Genomic DNA, 19,970 nt, shown 5'->3' with positions numbered 1-19,970 from the left:
AGGGGCTGTAAAAGCCCCAAATTTACTTCTAAATTTATTAAAAAAGACTGCAAATAGATGCCAAAAGGTATAAAAAGATATCAATAGATACAAATAAGAAAAATAAAAATATCAAAAATGGGATTGATAAGAGTGCGCCCATTATATAACCAAGTGGAAATGCAATAAATATAAATACGATTCCGACACCAGAAATAAAACAAAAAAATAGTGCAAATATCGTAGCAAAGGTATTTACGAATAAGCTACTATTTTCTAAAAGAAAATTTGTTAGGCCAAGACTTCTCATATTTTGATTATAGCTTTTAAGCCAAAAAATTTATATAATTTCAAAAATTTGCTTCATTTAAGGATATAAAATGTTACCAAGTTATAAAGATATGATGCTGCCTATTTTAGAATTTGTCGCACAAAAGAAAGAGGCAAATAGAGCTGAAATTTATAAATTTATAATTAAGCATTTTAAGTTAAAAGACGAAGATCTTTTGCAAAAAATAAAAAGAGGAACTCCAACTTATATAAATCGTACCGATTGGGCCTTATCCTATCTGGCCACAACAGCTCAAGTAAAATCAAAGCCAGAAAAAGTACCGCTTCAAAAAGTTGGTAGAAGTCTATTTGCTATAACAAATTTTGGCAAAGAGCTAGTAAGTAGCAAGGACAAAAAGAGCAAATTTCTCACTTGGTACGATGAAATTTATAAACAAGAGATAAGGCAAGAGAAAAAAGAAGCCACGGAAAATACCCCAGATGACAATATAGATGAAGCGCTTTGCAAGATAAAAGAGGAGCTAAAAAGTGAAATTTTATCTAGCATTTTAGAAAAAGAGCCAAGATTTTTTGAATACCTTGTAACAAAACTACTTGAAAAGATGAATTATGGAGCCGGAAATCTCACAAACAAAGGCCCAGATGGCGGGATAGATGGTATCATAGATGAAGATGAACTTGGGCTTTCTAAAATTTATATCCAAGCAAAAAGATACAAAGACGGTAGTAATATCCGTAGGCCAGAGATTCAGCAGTTTATCGGCGCCATCTCAAATAAAAATACTAAAAAAGGTGTCTTTATCACTACAGCAAAATTTACCAAAGAAGCTGAAAATTTCGCCAAAGATAATCAAAATTTTAGCGTGGTTTTGATAGATGGCGACAAGCTTGCAGAGCTAATGGTAAAATACAAAGTCGGAGTTCAGACAAGCCAAATATATGAAATTTGCAAAATTGATACCGACTTTTTTGAGGAAAATAATTTTTAAGGCGTTGATTTGAAATTATCTTTTGCTATTTAAATTTTAAAACAAAACAGTAAAAGCAAGCTTTGTGGCATCATTAAATTTATACAAAAACGCTTTAATTTTTAAGATTTTACTTTTGTAAAGCTTAGCAAGACTCTATCTTACAAAGCTTTACAAAAAAAATAACAAAATTTCTAAAATACGCACATGGCCTTAACCACGTGCGTTTTATTTAGTTTTCTACCGGTATCTGCCCAAATTCTCCTCTGCGATAATCATCAATTGCTTGATTAATCTCCTCTTTTGTATTCATCACAAACGGTCCATATCCTACTACTGGCTCATCTATCGGCTCACCTGAGAGAAGTAGTATCTTTGCCTCACCACCCATAGCTTTTATGATTACTGCACCACTAGCGTTTTCAAACCTTACTAGTTGTGTTTCACTTGCTTTTTTGTGAGTTATTTATTATCACATTGCCACGCAAGATGACCAAGCTTAGATTGTGGCTTACTGGTATGTCTAGCGTTATCTTACCATCTTCTTTTACGCTTATATCCCAGACATTTAGCGGCGTAAATGTATTTGCAGCACCCCTTGTGTTCTCATACTCACTCACCAGCTATTATCCTAGCTTCACCGTCTCCTATACTAACTACTGGGATACGCTCTTTTAGTAGGTGCTGATACTTAGGCTGCGTATTTTTATGTGCTTTTGGTAAATTTACCCAAAGCTGCACCATCTCAAAAAGCCCACCTTTTTGACTAAATTCTTTTGAGTGAAATTCTTGATGAGTTACTCCTGCACCAGCTGTCATCCACTGCACGTCACCTTGCTTTATGACGCCACCACCACCTGTTGAGTCTCTATGCTCGACCTCACCAGCATAAGCGATAGTTACTGTCTCAAAACCTTTGTGCGGATGCTCGCCAACGCCACGAGGTTGTCCATTGTTTGGCTCAAAATACTGTGGTGCTGCATAATCAAGCATCAAAAAAGGATTCGTTCCCTTATCAACTTCATCTATATGCGTAAAAAGCGGATATACTAAAAATCCATCACCCACCCAGTGCGAGCTTTTTGGATTGTAAACCTTGCTAACATTTCTCATGTTTTCTCCTTATTTTTTATTTTCATGCGGAGATTATAAAAAGGCACCATTAACATATAATTTAATTTTAATAAATACTTATTAAGTTTCTTAAATAAATCTTAGACCAATAAATCAAAAAGCAAATTTCACCCATCTGCAGAAGTTAATTATTAAAATTTTATCATCTAAACGCCGTCTAAATTTTAAGTGTTATAATTACAGCGAAATAACGATTTTAAGGAGAGGATATGCAATCTCGCATAATCACTGGCGTTTTGATGTTTGTTGCTATTTTAGTAGTTTTTTTTATTGATAATTATATTTTAAATTTTATCTTGCTCGGCGCTGTGCTTTATTTTGCATTTAATGAGTCGCTCAAGCTTTATAATATCGATCACAAACAGCTAGTTTTTGCCGCACTTGCTTTTTACGTGCTTACATATTTTACAAATCCAATATTTATAGCGATCCTTGCTATCATGCTAGTTGCTTCGATCCTAGCTCACATAAAAAGTGAAAATTTAAAGCTAGTCGCACCTTTTGTATATCCAACCACGCCGATCTTTATGATATGGATGCTTTACTCAGAGTATGGCGTAGGCTATCTTGTATGGCTTATTTTAAGCGTAGTTGCAAGCGATAGCGGTGCATTTTTTGTTGGCAAAATGTTTGGCAAACATCCATTTAGCCCAAGCTCACCAAACAAAACAATTGAAGGTGCAGCAGGCGGTGTAGCGATAGGTACTGTGATTGGCTGCATTGTTGGAAATTTTGTAACCGAAGGATTTTTCCAAATTTTATTCTCAAGCTTTTTAGTCTGCGTGTTTGCAGTTTGGGGAGATTTGTTTGAGAGCTACTTAAAAAGACTTTGCGGCGTCAAAGATAGTGGTTCGCTCTTCCCAGGACACGGAGGCATGCTTGATAGGATAGATGGTTATTTATTTGGCGTAGTCGCCCTACTTTGGTCGCTCTCGTGGTAATACTTGGCTCAACTGGTTCAATTGGCAAAAACGCCCTTAACCTTTGCGAAAAATTTGGCGTAGAGGTTGAGGCGTTAAGCTGTGCTAAAAATGTAGATTTACTAAATGAGCAAATCTTAAATTTTAAGCCAAAATTTGTCTGCGTAGGCGATGAAAAGCTAGCTAAAAATGTAAAAAACGTAGAAGCTAAAAATATCTTTTTTGGTGAGACTGGACTACTACAAATGCTAGAAATTTCAAGCTCAAAAAAGGTGATAAACGCCCTTGTTGGCTTTGCTGGCCTTGCTCCTAGTCTAAAGACACAAACTCTTAGCAAAAGACTTGCGCTTGCAAACAAAGAGAGCCTTGTTGTTGGCGGCAAATTTCTAAAGACTAGAGAAATTTTGCCCATTGACAGCGAGCATTTTGGGCTTAAATTTCTACTTGAAAATAAAACTGCACCAAAAAGACTCATCATCACAGCAAGTGGCGGCGCATTTTATAAAAAGCCGATCAAATTTCTAAAAGATGCCACGCCAAGTGACGCACTAAAACACCCAAACTGGGATATGGGCGCAAAGATCACGATTGATAGTGCGACGATGGCAAATAAGCTTTTTGAAGTAATGGAGGCTTATTGGCTTTATGGCATCAAGGAGATCGAGGCTGTGATAGAACCAACTTCTGCGATACATGCCGTAGTTGAATTTATAGACGGCTCAAGTACGATGCACCTCTCGCGACCTGATATGAAGCTAGCTATCGCTCATGCTATGTTTGAAAATATCAGTGAAAATATCGTTTCACATGCAAATTTACTTGATCTAAAAAATATAAAATTTCATAAAATTAGCCTTAAAAAATATCCCATTTTTTCGCTAAAAGATGAAGTACTAGCAAACCCTGATCTAGGTGTAGTGATAAATGCTGCAAATGAGATTGGAGTATTTAGCTTTTTAGAGAAAAAATGCTCGTTTTTGGATATCTCAAGGCTCGTTTTAAGCTCTGTTAAAAATTTTAGAAATATCAAAATTTCAAATATTGATGAAATTTTTGAAGCTGATAAAGAAGTTAGAAATTACGCAAAAAGGATGTTAAATGCAAAGGTATGAGGGTTATAAATTTGATCCAAAGCAAAGCTTAATCGGCGTTCAGTTTTTATTTGTCGCCTTTGGTGCACTGGTATTAGTGCCGATACTTACGGGACTAGATGCAAATGTAGCTCTCTTTACGGCTGGTCTTGGCACGCTACTTTTTCAGCTAATAACTAGAAAAAACGTCCCACCAATCTTTCTAGCAAGCTCGTTTGCCTTCATCGCTCCGCTTCAGTATGGCATAGAAAAATGGGGAATACCAGTGACGATGGGCGGCGTTATATTTGCTGGATTTTTCTACGTCGCACTAAGTCTTGTAGTTCGCTTTGGCGGTGAGAAAATTTTGCATAAAATTTTGCCTCCAGTTGTCGTTGGGCCGGTCATCATGACAATAGGCCTTATCCTTGCTCCAAATGCCGTCAAAATGGCAACATCAGCCACTGAAATTTATACACAAAATGAGGCGATGATCGTCGCTGGCATTTCGTTAGTGGCTACTATTTTGGTAATGATGCTTGGGCGCGGCATGTTTAGGCTTATACCTATTTTGCTTGGTATTATCACCGGATACATCGTAGCTTACTGCTTTAGCATGGTTGATTTTACACCTATCTTTAATGCACCTTGGTTTAGAATGCCAAATTTCACTACACCAAAATTTGAGTTTGAAGCGATCATTTATATGATACCTATCGCCATCGCTCCAGCGATCGAGCATATAGGCGATATGCTTGCTATCTCAAATGTCACAAAAGAAGATTTCCTAAAAAATCCAGGCCTTAAAAATACGCTCCTTGGAGATGGGCTTGCCACTTCGCTTGCTGCTTTTTTTGGTGGTCCGCCAAACACTACATACTCAGAGGTCACAGGTGCGGTTAGCCTTACAAAAGCTTATAATCCAGCGATCATGACCTTTGCAGCGATCACTGCTATCGTGCTAGCCTTCGTTGGTAAGCTAGGAGCTGTGCTTTCAACCATTCCAGCTCCAGTCATCGGCGGTATCATGCTGCTACTTTTTGGCATCATCGCAAGCGTTGGCATGGAGACACTTATAAAAAACAAAGTCGATCTTGCAGACCCTAGAAATATGATAATCGTAGCCCTCATCTTTATCTTTGCTATCGGCGGCATGGTACTTGATCTTGGAGCGGTTAAATTTTCAGGTATCGGACTTGGTGCGGTTACTGGCATAGTTTTAAATTTGCTTTTGCCAAAGACAAAGCATTATGAAGGATATTAATGCGTAAATTTTTACTTTTTTTACTAACCTTTACCACTGCTAGTTTAGCTAATACTTTAGACTATGCGCTCATCAAAAAAGGTGAACCAAGTGAAAACACGATGTTGTTAATCGGTGGCATTCAAGGCGATGAGCCGGGTGGCTTTTTGGCAGCCTCTATCGTGGCAACTGACTATAACATCACAAAAGGTTCGCTTTGGGTTGTGCCAAATTTAAATTTCCCAAGCATAATCGAGCGAAGTCGTGGCACAAAAGGCGATATGAATAGAAAATTTGCCCATGTAGATAAAAACGATCCTGATTACAACTCAGTGATGAAGATAAAAGACGTCATAACCGACAAAAACGTTACGCTCATCTTAAATTTGCACGATGGAAGCGGATATTACAGAGATAAATTTATAAACAAAGACGAAAATCCAGATAAATGGGGCAATACTTGCATAATAGACCAAAGCACGCTTCCTGGCTCAAAATATCCAGAGCTTGAAAGTATCGCTTCAAGCGTAAAAGATGTGCTAAACAAGCATCTAATAGATCAAAAGCACCAGTATCACATCAAAAATACGCACACTGCAATGGGTGATAAAGAGATGCTAAAAAGCCTAACTTACTATGCTATCACTCAAAATAAATCAGCCTTTGCAAACGAAGCTAGTAAAAATTTAAATGCCGAGCAAAGGACTTATTACCATCTAATCGCTATTGAAGAATATATGAAAAAGGCTGGCATTAGCTTTACTAGGCCATTTAACCTTGATGTTAAAAGCGTAAAAAAGGCAATCGAAAAAGAGATCAGACTTGAACTTGAAAATTCATACGCGATAAGCCTTAAAAATCTAAAGCCTTTAATAAATTTTGTCCCACTTAAAAAAGGCGAGTTAAATTACAGCTCACCAAATCCGCTAATAGCCGTCATAAAAGAAAATGGTAGCTTCAAAGTGCAATACGGCAACCGCTTTGTTACTAGATTAAAACCACAATATTTTGAATTTGCGAAGCCGCTTGATGAAATTTCACTAATAAGCGACGGTAGCGAGCTTGCATTAAAAAGTGGCGATAAATTTAGCGTGAAAAAGAGCTTTAAAGTAAAAGCACTCAAAAACGTGCGCGTAAATGTCATAGGATACGGCACAAAAAGTATAGATGAGAGTGAGCAAGAGGTGGCTAAAAATAGTCTAAGTAAAAGCTACAGCATCGATAAAGACGGCAAAATTTATAGAGTCGAGTTTTATAAAAATGAAGATGGCAAAGAGAAATTTGCCGGCATGATCTTAGCGGAGTTTAGATGATACTTGGTATCGAAAGTAGCTGCGATGATAGTTCGGTCGCACTCATAGATGAACGCACTTTAGAGAAGATTTATTATAAAAAAATTTCTCAAGAAGAGGAGCACGCTATCTTTGGTGGCGTTGTTCCTGAGCTTGCAGCAAGACTTCATACAAAGGCACTGCCAGCACTTTTAGAGGGTATCTTGCCAAATTTTAAAGATATAAAAGCGATCGCTGTGACAAATGAGCCGGGTCTTAGTGTGAGCCTAATAGGCGGTGTCAGTATGGCAAAAGCGCTAAGCGTGGCTCTAAATATCCCGCTAATTGCTGTAAATCATTTAGTTGGCCACATCTACTCACTATTTTTAGATCGTGAAGCCACCTTTCCACTTGGTGTCCTGTTAGTTAGTGGCGGACACACGATGATCTTAGAGATTGACGAAAATGGTGAAATCACTGAGATAGCAAGCACTAGCGATGATAGCTTTGGTGAGAGCTTTGACAAGGTTGCTAAAATGCTTGATCTTGGTTATCCAGGCGGTGTCGTGGTGCAGCAAAATGCCTTACTTTGCAAAGACAAAGAGAGGTTTCATTTTACCATTCCACTTCTTCATGATAAACGTCTTGAGTATAGTTTTTCGGGGCTTAAAAACCAAGTCAGAGTCGAAATTTCAAAGCTAGATAGTATCACTCCAAAAGATATCGCTGACATCTGCTACGCATTTGAAAATACTGCCTGTGAGCACATTTTAAACAAGCTTGAAAAGGTCTTTTGTTTAAGAAATTTTAAGCGTTTTGGCGTAGTTGGCGGTGCAAGTGCAAATCTAAATTTACGAAAAAGGCTTGAAGCGCTTTGCCAAAAAAATGAGTGCGAGCTTTTGCTAGCTCCACTTGAGTTTTGCTCTGATAACGCCTTGATGATAGCAAGAGCGGGGCGTGAGAAGTACCTAAAAGGCGAGTTTGTAAACCATAGCGAGCTAAATATAAATCCAAGAGTTAGCTTTAAAAAGCTTGAGTTAAATTAAACTTTTTAAAAAACATAAAATTTTGTACCTAAATCTTGATAGCTTCGTAAGTAAAAACGTAATAAAATCTAAAAAATTTCAAAAAAAAGAATCTTTTATGGACGAGTTTTTAAATCACGCTTGGCATTTAAATAAAATTTACGCCAACACTGATGCGAGCGTACCTTTTTACCCAGATCTACTAGCGCTTCTTTTATCTTGTGATGAGAAAAATTTAGATGAGTTTATGGCCCTTGCCGAGTTTAGAACTATCTTAAAAAAGTTAGGCGTAGGACTTGATATCTTTAGTATACAAAGTGCACAGCTAGCCACAATAAAAGCACTAAATGAAGCAAAAATTTCAAGTGATGAACTCGCAATCTACTTACAAAAGCTACGTGATGAAAAGATAATTGGCCATGAAAAATTTGATTTTTTAATAAAATTTATAAGCAAAAACTCAAATCAAAATAAAGCAGAAATTTCTAACACAAAACCAAAAGATCACTTTCACAAGAGCCTAGATTTTCTAAATGAGATAAATGAAAAAGCAAGCATGCTTGATGAAGATAAAGAATTTTTACTAGCTTTAAAAAACGCCAAGAAAAAATCAAACGAAACGCTTTTTAACATCGCAGTAAGTGGCGTCATAAACTCTGGCAAATCAACCCTTTTAAATGCCCTTTTAAACAAATCCGTCCTAGGCACTTCAAATGTGCCTGAAACCATAAATTTAACCATCTTAAAGCACGCAACAACTAGCCATGCAAAGGTAAATTTTTATAGCCCAGACGAGCTAGAAGAGCTTGGACTTTCAAGCAAAAATTTACCAGCTAGTAGCGTAGAGATCAGCCTAGATGAGATCAAAAACTATACATCTTCAAGCTCAAAAACAGCAAATCTCGTAAAAAGCGTTGAGCTTTATGATGACTTGGAGCTTTTAAGAGATAATGTCTGCATTATAGACACTCCGGGCATAGATGATGCGATCGTTTTAAGAGAGCAAATAACTACAAATTTTATGAAAGAGTGCGACCTTTTGGCTCATCTCATGAATGCCTCACAAAGTGCAACGCAAAAAGACGCACTATTTTTGAAAAAATGCCTTGAAAACTCGCACATCGTAAGAGTTGCTATCGTGCTAACTCACGCTGATGAGCTAGATGCAAAGGATATTAATGAAACGCTTAACTACGTAAAAAAAGCGATTGGCGAGCAGATAAATGATATCAAGATAGATTATTTTGCTCTTAGCGCTAAAGCTTATCTTGATGGCGCTTTAAATAGTGGCGTGCCGGAGTTTAAAGAGTATCTTTACGATGTGCTTTTTGGCAAAGACTCTAAAAAATCAGCTCTCATTTTAAGCTCATATCAAAAAGAATTACAAAATATTTTAAAAATAAAACTCGAAGCCACAAAGGCTGAAATTTTAGAGCTTAAAGCATTTGGTTTAGAGCTAGAAGCTTTGCAAAACGAGCAAGCAAATATCAAAAATTCTCTTAATGAAAATTTCACAAAACTTGAAAGGCTTTTAGAAGGCGAGCTAAAAAAACTCGATGATAAAAATGCAAAAGATATCTATAAAATGGGGCTTGAAGCGTTACTACAAAATCTAAATGAAAGGCTTAAGAGTGAGATTGCTTACTGCAAAAGTAAAAGAGAAAATTTAAATCTAAAGCGTCTTACACAAATAGCAAAAACTACACTTTGTGACGGAGTTGCGGCACTTATGAGAGAGGCTAGAAATGAAACTTTAGTGCAGACAAAGTCATGCGAGCAAAATATCGCTTTAAGCTTTGATGGCTTTAAGGTGAGTGAAAATAAAATTTTTAGTATAAATGACTTTTTAAAGCAAATGGGCGTGGAGCTTGATTTTGGTGAGCTTTTAGATGAGCTTGAAGCTAAAATTTTAAGCAAAAGTGAGCCAGATGAGGCACTTTTAAGTTTAAGACAAAATTTACTTAACAATAAAAGCATATCACAGTTTTGTGAGATGCTAGCAGAACACGAAAAAAAACTGCTAAAAGAGCGAGTAAAGGCTTATGAGATGAGCCAAAAAGAGACTCTAAACCAAAGACTTTTAGTCCTTAATGAAAAACTTAATGAGCTAAATTTACAAAACCAAAGCTCAATTTCAAAGCTTAAGCAAAAGACCTCCTTGCAAGATGAAATTTACTCACTTTTAGAGGATATTAAAAATGTTTAATGAGTTTATAAATGCCTACAAAGCGAGATATTTTAAGGTCTTTACAAATGATTTTAAGGGTGAGCTAGCTAGGCTCGTAAATGATCTAAACGATCCTAGTTTGCATATAAGCGAGCAGATAAAAGAGAGCTTAAATTTACTAATAGATACTCTAAATGAACCACCACTAATAGCTGTTATCGGTCAATTTTCAAGTGGAAAATCAACGTTTTTAAACGCACTGCTTGGTCAAGATATCTTGCCATCAGGACTAACTCCAGTCACCGCAAAGGCTGTGAGGCTAAAATTTGCAAAGATACCACTTCTAAGTGTGAAATTTATAAACGGTAGCGAGAGCTTGCTAGCAAGTAGCGATCTAGCCGAGCTAAATAAGCTAGGCGAGCAAGTTTCTGGCATGACGCTTTATGCGCCAAGTGAGATTTTAAAAGAGATAAATTTCATCGACACTCCTGGCCTAAACTCGCTAAGAGATGCTGACACAAAAGAGACAAAAAATACACTAAAAAAGGTTAGCGGTGCGATATGGCTAAGCCTTGCAAACAACGCCGCAAAGGCAAGCGAGCTTGAAAGTATCAAAGAAATTTTAAAAGCAAATGATCTAAAAGCGATCTGCCTAATCAACCAAAAAGACAAGCTAAGCGAGGAGGGGCTTGAAAATTTGCTAAAGCACACTGGGCAAACTTATGGCGAGCTTTTTGAGGATATCATCGCTATCTCATCAAAGCAAGCCCTTCTTGGCATAACAAATAATGAAAAAAGCCTACTTGAAGCTTCAAATTTTAACGAAGCTCTAAAGGCTATTAAAGAGTGCTTTTTAGACAAGAGCTTTAAAGAAAATTTCATAAAAGCAAGGGCAAAAAAGATCGTAAAACTCCTAACCAACGAGCAAGAAAAACATCTAGAAATTTATGACAATGCGCGGTTGATTTTAGATGAATTTAGTGGCTCATTAGATGAGAGGCTGGAGGCGATAAAAGAGGAGTTTAAGCCAAAGATCGCTTTAAGTTATAGTCAAATGAGTGAAGTTATAAAACTTGCTGCCGATGAGGTATTTAAGCTACTTAAACCATTTTCAAAGACAAAATTTAACGCTTCAAAGACGCTTTTAAACAAAGAAATTTATAAGCGTGAAAATTTTGAGGTAATAAGTCTTGATAGCGACGAAGTCTTTTCAAAACTTATCTACGAAGATGTAGTTTTTAATAAATTTTTTAAACGCTACAAAAAAGATCTAAAAGAGCTAGAAAATGCAATAACCTCAGCGTTTAATGAGCTTTATAAAAATTTAGAGGATAAATTTTTAATATACAAATCTCGCTATGAAAATTACGCTAGCTTTGATGATCAAGTCTTGGCTTACGAAACAAAATCCATAAACACCTATGCCGGACGGACATATGAAAATTTTTTAAGAGAGTATGAAACGGCTAAATTTAAGGCTATACAAAAGGTCTCTTTATTTTTCGAAAAGCTTGATATAAAGCTAGCCTCAAACTATGAAAATGCACTCAAACTCGCGGTTTATTTTATAAAGCAAAAGATAGAAAAGACGCTAGAATCGCATCTGCAGATGAATACGCCACTTTATATTCCAAGCGCAAAAGACGTCTATGAGCGTATGCTTGATGCGTTTAGCCTTTATGAGTTTGAAGCTTTAATGTGCTCAAACAGCTCGTTTTTAAATAAAATTTTACTTGATATAAAGAGTGATTTTAATGAAATTTATACTTTAAAAATAGCAATGCTTGATGGCTTAAAAGCAAGAGTCAAAGAGCAAATCTCAAAGATTGAAGAGCTTTGTGAAAATTCATTGCTATTAAGATAAATAAAATTTTTAAAGCTTAGAAGCTATCCATTTAAAGGATAGCTTTTATTTTATGCGTGCATTACGCCGATCTTTGGTGCGTCAAATGCAGTCACGCGTTTTGGCACGCCTTTAAATTTCTCGACATCTACAAGGCTTGTGTGAGCGGTGTTGCTCTGACTCATCTTGCTTGATGATACGTCTTTTGTGAGTACATTTAAATTTCCGTGCAAGCAAAGGCTCTTTTCGCCCAGTTTTTCAGGGTCATACCACGCACCTTCGCTTACTATTACGACATTTTGTGGCACGTCCTCAGTCACAAAGGCACCGCACAAAATTTCGCCCCTGTCGTTAAATACACGCACCACATCGCCCATTTTTATCCCTTTAGTCTCGGCTGTTTTTGGATTTATAAGCACTGGCTCGCGCTCTGCGATCTCGTTAAAGTTGCGAAGCACGGAGTTATTTAGCTGTGAGTGAAGCCTAAATTTAGAGTGCGCGCCGCTAATTGCGATAGGATATTTTTTATTTTTTGCGCCAAGCCACTCAAATGGCTCAAGCCACGTCGCATGCGGTGGGCAGTCATCATAGCCAAAGCCAGCGACAGTCTCAGAGTAAATTTCTATCTTGCCAGATGGCGTTTTTAACGGATTTGCCACTGGATCGTCGCGGAATTTCTTGTAGTTTGTAAAGTAGCGTTTTTTCTCATCGATCTTGTCAAATCTAAAATATCCCTTCTCCCAAAATTCCTCAAAGCTAGGCATGCTCTCATACCCAAGCTCAGCAGCCTTTTTAACGGCATCTTCATATATTGTCTTGACCCACTCTAGCTCACTTTTACCCTCGCTAAATGCCTCTTCCCTGCCCCACTCGTTTGCGATCAGTCTTGCGATCTCGAAGTCGCTCTTGCTCTCGCCAAATGGCTTAACTAGTGGCTTCATCGCAAATAGATACTCGCTTGTAGAGTTTGCCATCTCGATGTCCGTTCGCTCGTACTCAAGCGCAGCTGGCAGGACGATGTCGCTAAATTTAGCCGTGCTCGTCCAAAATGGCTCGCAAGTGATGATCGCACTAACTTTTTGCATAGCTTTTATCGCTCTGTTGGTCTCTGGATGCCTTGTAAATGTCGAGCCGTTGGCGTTAAACATCACTCTTATCTTTGGTAGTTTATAGCTCTTGCCATTTCTAGTTATCTCTTTGCCAGGGCTTAAAAGCGCGTCTATGAGCCTTGAGTTTGGCAGCTCATAGCCCTTAGTCTTTGGCACAAGGCCGCTATCAATGAATTTTGTGGCACCTTTGTCTCAAAAGCCGCTAGTTTAGGCGCTATGTAGCTTTCATCAGCGTTTTTGTGCATGCCGTCATTTGTGACAAAGCCACAACCCTCTTTGCCGATGTGTCCAAGCATCGCATTTAGCGTCACTAGCGCCCAGTACGCCATCTCGCCGTGATCTTGCCTTTGTATCGCGTAGCCACTAACTATAACTGAGTCATTTTTGACTAGATCCTCGCTAAATTTCGCAAGATCTTGCTCGCTCACGCCACAAATTTTACTTGCCCAAGCTAGGTTTTTATTGACCCCGTCTTTTGTGCCAAGCATATACTCTTTAAATTTATCAAAGCCAACGGTGTATTTTTCTATAAATTCTTTGCTGTAAAGCCCCTTTTCAAAAACGTAGTTACACATACCTATCATCATCGCCGTATCGGTGCAAGACACGACTTCAAGGTACTTTGCGCCAAAATATCTTGCGCTTTCGTTGTGATAAACATCGACGCTATAAATTTTCATCTCGCCGCTCTCGCCCTTTTTTCTGATCTCATCGTAGTATTTATATGAGTTGTGAAGCGGCACGCCAATGGCGATCTTGTTTGAAACGACTGGGTTTGTGCCCCAAAATACGATCGTTTTGGCATTTTTTAAGATAGCCTCCCACTTTGTTGGCGCGAGCGTTGGATCGATAAAGCCAGTGATGTGAGGCAAGATGACAGTCGCTGCGCCGTATGAGTAGCCACCAAGCTCATTTACGTAGCCGCCAAGCACGTTAAGTAGCCTCTTTGCGGTCTTTTGGCTGTGGCCAACTTTGCCGAGGCTACCCCACTGATAAACCTGTCCGTAGATCGCTTCAGCACCGTATTTATCAAAATTTTCTTTTAAAATTTTTGCACTTAGCTTTATAGCCTCGTCCCAGCTCACACGCACAAATTCCTCTTTGACGCGAAGCTCTGGTTTTGGGTTGTTTGGATTGGATAAAAAGCTCTTTCTAACAAATGGATATTTTACTCTGCTCTCGTTTTGGATGTAGTCAATGACTGCGTTATTTAGCTCGTTTGGATAAGCATCGCCCTCAAATGGCACCGTCTCAACCACGCGCCCTGCGATAGTTCTTACATAAAATGCGCCAAATTTATTTGCGCTTAGTCCGCTTTTCTTGTCAAATAACGCTTGCTCTGCGCTTCCAAGCTCTTTTGCTTGAAGGCTAGCCGCGCCTAATGCGCTTAATCTTAAAAAGTCTCGTCTTTTCATTTTCTCTCCGATTGTGGTTAAATTTATTGTTTTTGGTTGGTTTTAGAAATTATAAATTTAGGGTTTTGTATCATTTCATCGTTTAAAGACCTTGTAATGTAATACGCAAACTTGCGTCTAAATTGCACTATTTTAGCCAAAATTTTTTAAAGGATGGGCAGATGATTGGATTTTATGTAAATGTAAAGTTAAAAGCTGAGTGTGAGGCAAAATTTGAAGAAATTTTAAAAGAGATCGTGCCAGCTTCAAGAAAAGACAAAGGCTGCATAAGCTACGAGTGCGGCATGGTTGTGGGCGGTAAAAATGAATACTGTTTTATGGAAATTTGGGAAGATCTTGCAAGCCAAAAAGAACATATGAAAAGCGCTCATATGGTGAAAAACGCAGCTGCGCTGGAGGCTTGCAAAGAGAGCCAAGAGGTAAAAATAGTAAATTTTGTGAGCGCAAAGGAATAATATTTGCTTTAAAAAGGGCAAAATCCACAAAAAATGAGCGAAGAAAAAATGCTTGAGATGATAAATGCGACTGCTGATATTATATTTATGGCCGTACTTAGGGGACGAGTGAGCTTTGAGGCTTGCAAAAAAGATAGAGAATTTATCGACTCTTTAAGAGAAGAGCTACTTGGTAAAAATCCAAATAAATTTAAAATCGCACAAAACTCATACCAAATGATCGCCATTTTTGAAAAATACCGCAATAAAAAACAATCCACTTAAATTTTAAATCTGCTTGCCGATATTGTGTTAAAGGATTTTGACATGATAAACGCGCTAAATGGATTTAATCAAAGCTTTAACTACCAAGATGCTTTTAGTAAGCGTCAAGCCACAAGCACAAAATTAGACAAAGTAGAAATTCCCACCAAAACTGCTGACATCAAGCATCTACCGCTCTCTGGCTACTCATCAAATGATAAAATTTCTATCTGGGGCAAGATAAATGGCCTTGATAGCGGGGTGAACAAAGATGAAGCCTCTAGCCTTAAAAATTTCATTGATAGCACGAAGCTTTGGCGACTAAACTCCATCATCACTAGCGAGAAAAACGGCTTTAGCGTAGATGAGTTCATCAAAAATCACAAAATGAACGTAAATAACAAAATAACCAACAATGCTTTTGGCGCTCTTTATCTAAGCCGTGAGGCTACAAATTTGCTAGACTCTGATCTAAGTATCGATGAGTTTAAAGATAAATGGCTGGAATTTACCGCCGAAAGGATACTTGGCGAGCACGCAAATGTGAAAATTTCTTTTAAAGACGGGGCTTTACATTACGAACAAAGCTCGGATAAAAAACGTATAGAATTCTTAGGTCAGCCTATGTTACACCGTGTAAGCTACGCTGATAAAAACAGCAAAGATGAGTTTTTAAAATTTCTAAAAACAAGTTATCAAAATGGCGAGAGCATCGCTGATGTGCTGCAAAATATCGCTCTTACGCCAGTTAGAGAAAATGGCGATGAAGAGATGGAAGAAGAGAAATTTAAGCCTATGCAAGTTACCAAAAAGAGCGTGACATACACCGATAAAGATATAAAACGTGAGTTTTTTGAGGAATTTATCAGGCGCGAGGTCGAAAATGGAGCGAGCTTTGATGATCTAGTACAAAAGCTAAACAAGCTAAAGCCAAAGGATATTCTCGCTTAGCTTTGGCTTTTAGGCTGAAATTTTAGGGGCTAAATTGGCTCTTTAAATTTCTACTTAGGTTTGAATTTAAAGAGCCAATTTAGCCAACTAATTTAAAAAGCTAGCTTATCTTAATAAATTTTTACTCGAGTTTAAATTTTAAGAGTCAGCCAGCTTGGCTCACCAAATTTCTACTTTGGCTTAAATTTAAAAAGCCAGCTGCCCCCAAAATTTCTACTTCGGATTATTTATGCTTATCACCATATTTTTCTCATCAAGATATAGCTTTGCAGCCTCTTTGATGTCGTCATTTGTGATGGCTTTTATCGCGCTTATATACTCATCAGCCGTATAAAGTGGCATGTTAAAAATTTTATTTGAGATGATGAGCTTTTGCCAAAAGTCAGACTTTTCGTAATCTTTTTTTATAGAAATTTCACTCTGTGCTTTAAAATCCTCCAAATGCTTTGGCAAGATCGCGCCACTACGCTTTATGCTAGCTATTATCTGCTTTATCTCGGTGATGATCTTGTCCGTGTTTATAGGATCGCAAGTAAAGCTAATTAGCATATCTGAATGCTCAAAAGGATAGCGTGCGAGCTTGGCATTTAGGCTAAAGCCGTATGTTTGGCCCTTATCTTCTCTGATCTTTTCTCGAAGCGCCGTTTTTAAAATTTCACTTAATGCCCTTAGCCTAATCGCTCCTTCAAAGCTATATTTTGCGTCAGAATTTATGATATTTATGACAACATCGCTTCTTTTTGTACTTTGATACTCCCTTTTAAAGGTGTGCTGACCTTTGATACTTCGCACGCCATCGTCTTTAAATTCTTCAGCCTCGCCAAGCTTTGGTAAAGTGGCGATATACTTTTTAACAAGTGGCAAAAGCCTCTGCTCGTCGGTGTCGCCGATGATTACAAAAGTATATGAGGCCGCGTTTGTAAATTTATCTTTGATGATCTCTTTTAGCTCATTTAACTTTAGCGCGTCGATCTGAGCTGTCTCAAGCGGCGCGACACGTTTATTGTTTTCATAAAAAAACTTGCTAAATTCGGTGCTAAATTTATATTCAGGCAAATTTTGCTCTTTGCTTAGCTCATCTTTTGCTCTTTGCTTTATCCTCTCAAGCACGTTTGCATCGGCTCTTGGAGCGTTAAATTCTAAATTTATAACAGCTAGCAGCGAGCTAAGATCGCTGGTGCTTGATGAGCCATAAATGCCTTGCGTGAGTGCTTCTATACCCTTTTCGTAGCTTACGATCTTTCCATTTAGCGCCTTTGAGAGCTCATAGTTATTAAATTTACCAACGCCGCTTTCATTTGTGAGCGCAACTGCAAAGCTACCAAGCTTTGGATCAGTCAAATTTGATGTGCCTCCTTTGCTGATGGCCGCAAATAAAATACTATCTTTTTTGGTGGCTAGTGGCTTAAAGATGACTTGCGAGCCATTTGATATTTTGTAGGTGTAAATTCCATTTTTTTCATCAAAGCTTCTTGAGCTTATCTCTTTTGGCTCTAAATTTTCATTGCCTAGGCTCTTATCGTTGTTATTAGCAGATAGGTTTGTGTTATAAGCAGGCGCCTTGGCAAAAAGCTTTAAAAACTCATCTTTGCTAAGCTTAAAACCATCTTTGCTAAAAATTCTTACACGCTCATCAGAAATGGCTAAAATTTGTCTAAATCTAGCATTCACATCAGCTAACGTAATCTCGTTTAATAGCTTTAAACTAAGCTCTTTGTCGTCTTCGTCGCTTAACACAAAGCCACCATTTTCTATCATGTTTAAAATTTGACCTGCGTAAACGCTTGATTTTTTAGTCTTTGAGCGTTTAAATTTAGCCTCTACATTTGCCACAAACGCCTTTTTTACATCTTCAAAATCATCTTTATTAAAGCCAAACTCTTTAATGCCTTTTATAACGCCAAGCATATCTTTAAGGCTTGCGTTAAAATCGCCTCCAAGTACATTTGTTTCAAAACTATAAATTTTCTGCTTTGCTTGAAGTGTTTGAGCTATAAAATCAGTGCTTAAATTTGATGAATTATTTGCATTTTTTTGCTCATAAAGCATATTTATCAGGCTTGCGATAAGTGCGTCTTCTAGATTCCTCTTTGCGTCAGCCTCATTTACAACTGGGCTAAATTTATCAAAATAGCTAAGTCTAACTAGCTCCATTCCGGTCTCATTCGAGTCATAGTTAAAAATATTTAAACCACTTTTAAAGCTAATATTTTTTTCTGGATGAATGTAAGAATTTGTATTTTTTGCTTGGCTAAAGCTTTTTTCGATTAAGCTTTTTATCTCATTTTTATCAAAGTCGCCAACAGCAACAAAGCTCATAAATCTTGGCTGATAAAGCCTCTCGTAAAATTCTTGCATGTGCTTAGCATCTACGCTTTTGATGACGTTCATGTCGCCTATTGGCACTCTTTTTAGATAGATACTGCCCTCAAAAATATCCTTTGTTTGAGCCAAATAAAGCCTATATCCTGGCGTATTTCTCTGACGCTCTTCTTCCATTATGACACCACGCTCCTTATCAAGCTCCTTAGGATCTATTTTAACGCCATCTATCCAATTCGAAAAGACTTTAAACGTATCTTGTAAATTTTTCTCATTTACATTAATCGTTAAGACATAGCTCGTCTGATCGTAGCTCGTCTGCGCGTTTAGATCGGCTCCAAATTTCACACCAAGGCTCTCAAGCTGCTTAATGAGCTCATTTTTACTAAAGTCACGGCTGCCATTAAATGCCATGTGCTCCAAAAAGTGAGCAAGACCTTGCTCGCCATCTTTTTCATCAGTTGAACCAGAATTTATAACAAGATAAAAAATAGCTGTTTTTTGTGGAAATTTATTCTCTTTAATATAGTATTTTAGCCCGTTTTTTAGCTCTGCATTTAACATATCTTTATCGTTTTGAAGCGCAAAAAGACCCATTGCTAGACAAAAAAGCAACAAAATTTTTCTCATTATTTTCCTTTTTAATTTTAATCGATAGACAAAGCAGAATTTAGCATAAGCCTGCAAATTTGCAGGCTAGAAGATTATTTTAGATCGTATTTTTTAAGTAAAAATTCGTAGCTTCCGTCTTTTTTCATATCATCTAAAATTTGATTTATTTTCTCTATTAACGCGCTCTCTTTTCCTTTATCAAATGCTATTGAAAAGCCCTCGCTACCATCAACTTCTTTGAAAAACGCTTCAAGTTCTGGATTTTTCTTGATAAAGCCATATCCGATAGAGCTATCAAGGATGACTGCGTCAAATTTGCCAACTTTTAATCCCATGATGAGTGGCACAGTATCTTCTGAAGGCACTACTTTTACGCCATTTATAGCATTTGCTGCTAGCTCTTGGACGGTGCCTTGTTGCACGCCAACTCTTTTGCCAGCTAGCTCTTCTTTAGCTTTTAGTGCGTCATTGCCTTTTTTCTTTAGATAAAGATTTTCAGTTAAATAGTATGGCTTTGTAAAATCAATCGATTTTAGTCTATCTGAAGTCGCACTCATCGCACTTATTATGCCATTTATTTTGCCAGCTTTAAGCGCTGGGATAAGGCCATCAAAACTCATATTTATGATCTTATATGAAAAACCTGCACGCTTTGAAATTTCATCAATTAGCTCGATGTCAAAGCCTGTTATTTTGTTATTTTCATCAATATATTCAAATGGCGGATAGTTCGCCGCTGTACCAAATTTTAGCTCATTTGCACAAAGAGCAACAAAAGCTGTGAGTAAAAGAGCAAAGATCTTTTTCATAATAGTGTCCTTTAAGGTGATTTAGTGGCTTAATTATCAGTATTTCTCTATTAAAAATTGTTTAAATCCGTAATAAAAGAAAAATGCTATAAATAATCGTATAGCAAAGTAGCATATAAATTTTTATAAATAAGTTCTATCCC

The 19,970-nt window shown here is 37.4% G+C and carries 16 protein-coding genes and 1 pseudogene; 11 read left to right on the top strand and 6 right to left on the bottom strand.

Features of this window, described 5'->3' with window-relative positions:
* Nucleotides 1-359 precede the first annotated feature (359 nt).
* Entirely contained in the window at nucleotides 360-1,259 is a 900-nt protein-coding gene (locus CVT05_RS01775; protein ID WP_107697619.1) for a restriction endonuclease, read from the top strand.
* A gap of 211 nt (nucleotides 1,260-1,470) precedes the next feature.
* Here the strand turns inward: CVT05_RS01775 and CVT05_RS09420 are convergent, their stop codons facing one another.
* Genes CVT05_RS09420 through CVT05_RS09410 form a run of 3 tightly spaced genes read right to left on the bottom strand, consistent with a single transcriptional unit; the run spans nucleotide 1,471 to nucleotide 2,351 of the window.
* Nucleotides 1,471-1,638 (bottom strand): pirin-like C-terminal cupin domain-containing protein, encoded by a 168-nt coding sequence (locus CVT05_RS09420; protein ID WP_234400522.1) that lies wholly within the window; start codon nucleotides 1,636-1,638, stop codon nucleotides 1,471-1,473.
* Between the two features lie 43 nt (nucleotides 1,639-1,681).
* Entirely contained in the window at nucleotides 1,682-1,858 is a 177-nt protein-coding gene (locus tag CVT05_RS09415; protein ID WP_234400520.1) for a hypothetical protein, read from the bottom strand.
* Nucleotides 1,851-2,351, bottom strand: a complete 501-nt coding sequence (locus CVT05_RS09410; protein ID WP_234400519.1) for a pirin family protein — start codon at nucleotides 2,349-2,351, stop codon at nucleotides 1,851-1,853. The genes CVT05_RS09415 and CVT05_RS09410 overlap by 8 nt, the downstream gene beginning before the upstream one ends.
* 230 nt (nucleotides 2,352-2,581) lie before the next feature.
* Between CVT05_RS09410 and CVT05_RS01765 the strand changes: the two genes are divergently transcribed.
* The 7 genes from CVT05_RS01765 to CVT05_RS01735 all read left to right on the top strand — a co-directional run bounded on the left by CVT05_RS01765 (nucleotide 2,582) and on the right by CVT05_RS01735 (nucleotide 11,932).
* On the top strand, nucleotides 2,582-3,313 hold the full coding sequence (locus CVT05_RS01765) for a phosphatidate cytidylyltransferase (RefSeq protein WP_107697618.1): 732 nt from the start codon (nucleotides 2,582-2,584) through the stop codon (nucleotides 3,311-3,313).
* Nucleotides 3,295-4,404 carry a 1-deoxy-D-xylulose-5-phosphate reductoisomerase gene (gene dxr / locus CVT05_RS01760; protein ID WP_107697617.1) on the top strand — a complete coding sequence of 370 codons (1,110 nt, stop codon included), beginning with the start codon at nucleotides 3,295-3,297 and terminating at the stop codon, nucleotides 4,402-4,404. The genes CVT05_RS01765 and dxr overlap by 19 nt, the downstream gene beginning before the upstream one ends.
* Nucleotides 4,391-5,626: a uracil-xanthine permease family protein gene (locus tag CVT05_RS01755; protein WP_107697616.1), complete on the top strand. Its 1,236-nt coding sequence runs from the start codon at nucleotides 4,391-4,393 to the stop codon at nucleotides 5,624-5,626. The genes dxr and CVT05_RS01755 overlap by 14 nt, the downstream gene beginning before the upstream one ends.
* Nucleotides 5,626-6,918, top strand: a complete 1,293-nt coding sequence (locus CVT05_RS01750; protein ID WP_107697615.1) for a M99 family carboxypeptidase catalytic domain-containing protein — start codon at nucleotides 5,626-5,628, stop codon at nucleotides 6,916-6,918. Before CVT05_RS01755 ends, CVT05_RS01750 begins: the two co-directional genes overlap by 1 nt.
* Nucleotides 6,915-7,922, top strand: coding sequence for a tRNA (adenosine(37)-N6)-threonylcarbamoyltransferase complex transferase subunit TsaD (gene tsaD, locus CVT05_RS01745; protein ID WP_107697614.1), 1,008 nt, complete (start codon nucleotides 6,915-6,917; stop codon nucleotides 7,920-7,922). Before CVT05_RS01750 ends, tsaD begins: the two co-directional genes overlap by 4 nt.
* A gap of 97 nt (nucleotides 7,923-8,019) precedes the next feature.
* Nucleotides 8,020-10,107: a dynamin family protein gene (locus CVT05_RS01740; protein WP_107697613.1), complete on the top strand. Its 2,088-nt coding sequence runs from the start codon at nucleotides 8,020-8,022 to the stop codon at nucleotides 10,105-10,107.
* On the top strand, nucleotides 10,100-11,932 hold the full coding sequence (locus tag CVT05_RS01735; protein ID WP_107697612.1) for a dynamin family protein: 1,833 nt from the start codon (nucleotides 10,100-10,102) through the stop codon (nucleotides 11,930-11,932). Before CVT05_RS01740 ends, CVT05_RS01735 begins: the two co-directional genes overlap by 8 nt.
* A gap of 50 nt (nucleotides 11,933-11,982) precedes the next feature.
* Here CVT05_RS01735 and CVT05_RS01730 read toward each other — a convergent pair.
* Nucleotides 11,983-14,435 (bottom strand): annotated as a pseudogene (locus CVT05_RS01730) (molybdopterin-dependent oxidoreductase).
* Between the two features lie 161 nt (nucleotides 14,436-14,596).
* Here CVT05_RS01730 and CVT05_RS01725 point away from each other — a divergent pair.
* Genes CVT05_RS01725 through CVT05_RS01715 form a run of 3 tightly spaced genes read left to right on the top strand, consistent with a single transcriptional unit; the run spans nucleotide 14,597 to nucleotide 16,084 of the window.
* Nucleotides 14,597-14,890 (top strand): putative quinol monooxygenase, encoded by a 294-nt coding sequence (locus CVT05_RS01725; protein ID WP_107697611.1) that lies wholly within the window; start codon nucleotides 14,597-14,599, stop codon nucleotides 14,888-14,890.
* A 33-nt stretch (nucleotides 14,891-14,923) separates the two neighbouring features.
* Nucleotides 14,924-15,154, top strand: coding sequence for a nicotinate phosphoribosyltransferase (locus tag CVT05_RS01720; protein WP_107697610.1), 231 nt, complete (start codon nucleotides 14,924-14,926; stop codon nucleotides 15,152-15,154).
* Nucleotides 15,155-15,196: 42 nt separating this feature from the next.
* The gene (locus tag CVT05_RS01715) at nucleotides 15,197-16,084 is read left to right on the top strand and encodes a hypothetical protein (protein WP_107697609.1); all 888 of its coding nucleotides are present in this window, start codon (nucleotides 15,197-15,199) and stop codon (nucleotides 16,082-16,084) included.
* A 213-nt stretch (nucleotides 16,085-16,297) separates the two neighbouring features.
* On the opposite strand, the gene CVT05_RS01710 is transcribed toward CVT05_RS01715, so the two are convergent.
* Nucleotides 16,298-19,036, bottom strand: coding sequence for a M16 family metallopeptidase (locus tag CVT05_RS01710; RefSeq protein WP_107697608.1), 2,739 nt, complete (start codon nucleotides 19,034-19,036; stop codon nucleotides 16,298-16,300).
* A gap of 74 nt (nucleotides 19,037-19,110) precedes the next feature.
* Nucleotides 19,111-19,827 carry a transporter substrate-binding domain-containing protein gene (locus tag CVT05_RS01705; RefSeq protein ID WP_107697607.1) on the bottom strand — a complete coding sequence of 239 codons (717 nt, stop codon included), beginning with the start codon at nucleotides 19,825-19,827 and terminating at the stop codon, nucleotides 19,111-19,113.
* Nucleotides 19,828-19,970: the final 143 nt, after the last annotated feature.

Origin of the sequence: Campylobacter concisus (assembly GCF_003049705.1) — a bacterium.
Classification (GTDB): Bacteria; Campylobacterota; Campylobacteria; order Campylobacterales; family Campylobacteraceae; genus Campylobacter_A; species Campylobacter_A concisus_AR.
Note: the sequence above shows the minus strand (reverse complement) of the source record. Positions and strands in the feature narration are given on the sequence as shown.

Bases quoted from the DNA above. Each gene is read 5' to 3' on its own strand.
- CVT05_RS01725 (WP_107697611.1), top strand. From the start codon at position 14,597: ATGATTGGATTTTATGTAAATGTAAAGTTAAAAGCTGAGTGTGAGGCA.
- CVT05_RS01710 (WP_107697608.1), bottom strand. From the start codon at position 19,036: ATGAGAAAAATTTTGTTGCTTTTTTGTCTAGCAATGGGTCTTTTTGCG.
- CVT05_RS01740 (WP_107697613.1), top strand. From the start codon at position 8,020: ATGGACGAGTTTTTAAATCACGCTTGGCATTTAAATAAAATTTACGCC.
- CVT05_RS01705 (WP_107697607.1), bottom strand. From the start codon at position 19,827: ATGAAAAAGATCTTTGCTCTTTTACTCACAGCTTTTGTTGCTCTTTGT.
- CVT05_RS01750 (WP_107697615.1), top strand. From the start codon at position 5,626: ATGCGTAAATTTTTACTTTTTTTACTAACCTTTACCACTGCTAGTTTA.
- CVT05_RS01720 (WP_107697610.1), top strand. From the start codon at position 14,924: ATGAGCGAAGAAAAAATGCTTGAGATGATAAATGCGACTGCTGATATT.
- CVT05_RS01775 (WP_107697619.1), top strand. From the start codon at position 360: ATGTTACCAAGTTATAAAGATATGATGCTGCCTATTTTAGAATTTGTC.
- CVT05_RS01715 (WP_107697609.1), top strand. From the start codon at position 15,197: ATGATAAACGCGCTAAATGGATTTAATCAAAGCTTTAACTACCAAGAT.
- CVT05_RS01735 (WP_107697612.1), top strand. From the start codon at position 10,100: ATGTTTAATGAGTTTATAAATGCCTACAAAGCGAGATATTTTAAGGTC.
- CVT05_RS01765 (WP_107697618.1), top strand. From the start codon at position 2,582: ATGCAATCTCGCATAATCACTGGCGTTTTGATGTTTGTTGCTATTTTA.
- tsaD (WP_107697614.1), top strand. From the start codon at position 6,915: ATGATACTTGGTATCGAAAGTAGCTGCGATGATAGTTCGGTCGCACTC.
- CVT05_RS09410 (WP_234400519.1), bottom strand. From the start codon at position 2,351: ATGAGAAATGTTAGCAAGGTTTACAATCCAAAAAGCTCGCACTGGGTG.
- CVT05_RS01755 (WP_107697616.1), top strand. From the start codon at position 4,391: ATGCAAAGGTATGAGGGTTATAAATTTGATCCAAAGCAAAGCTTAATC.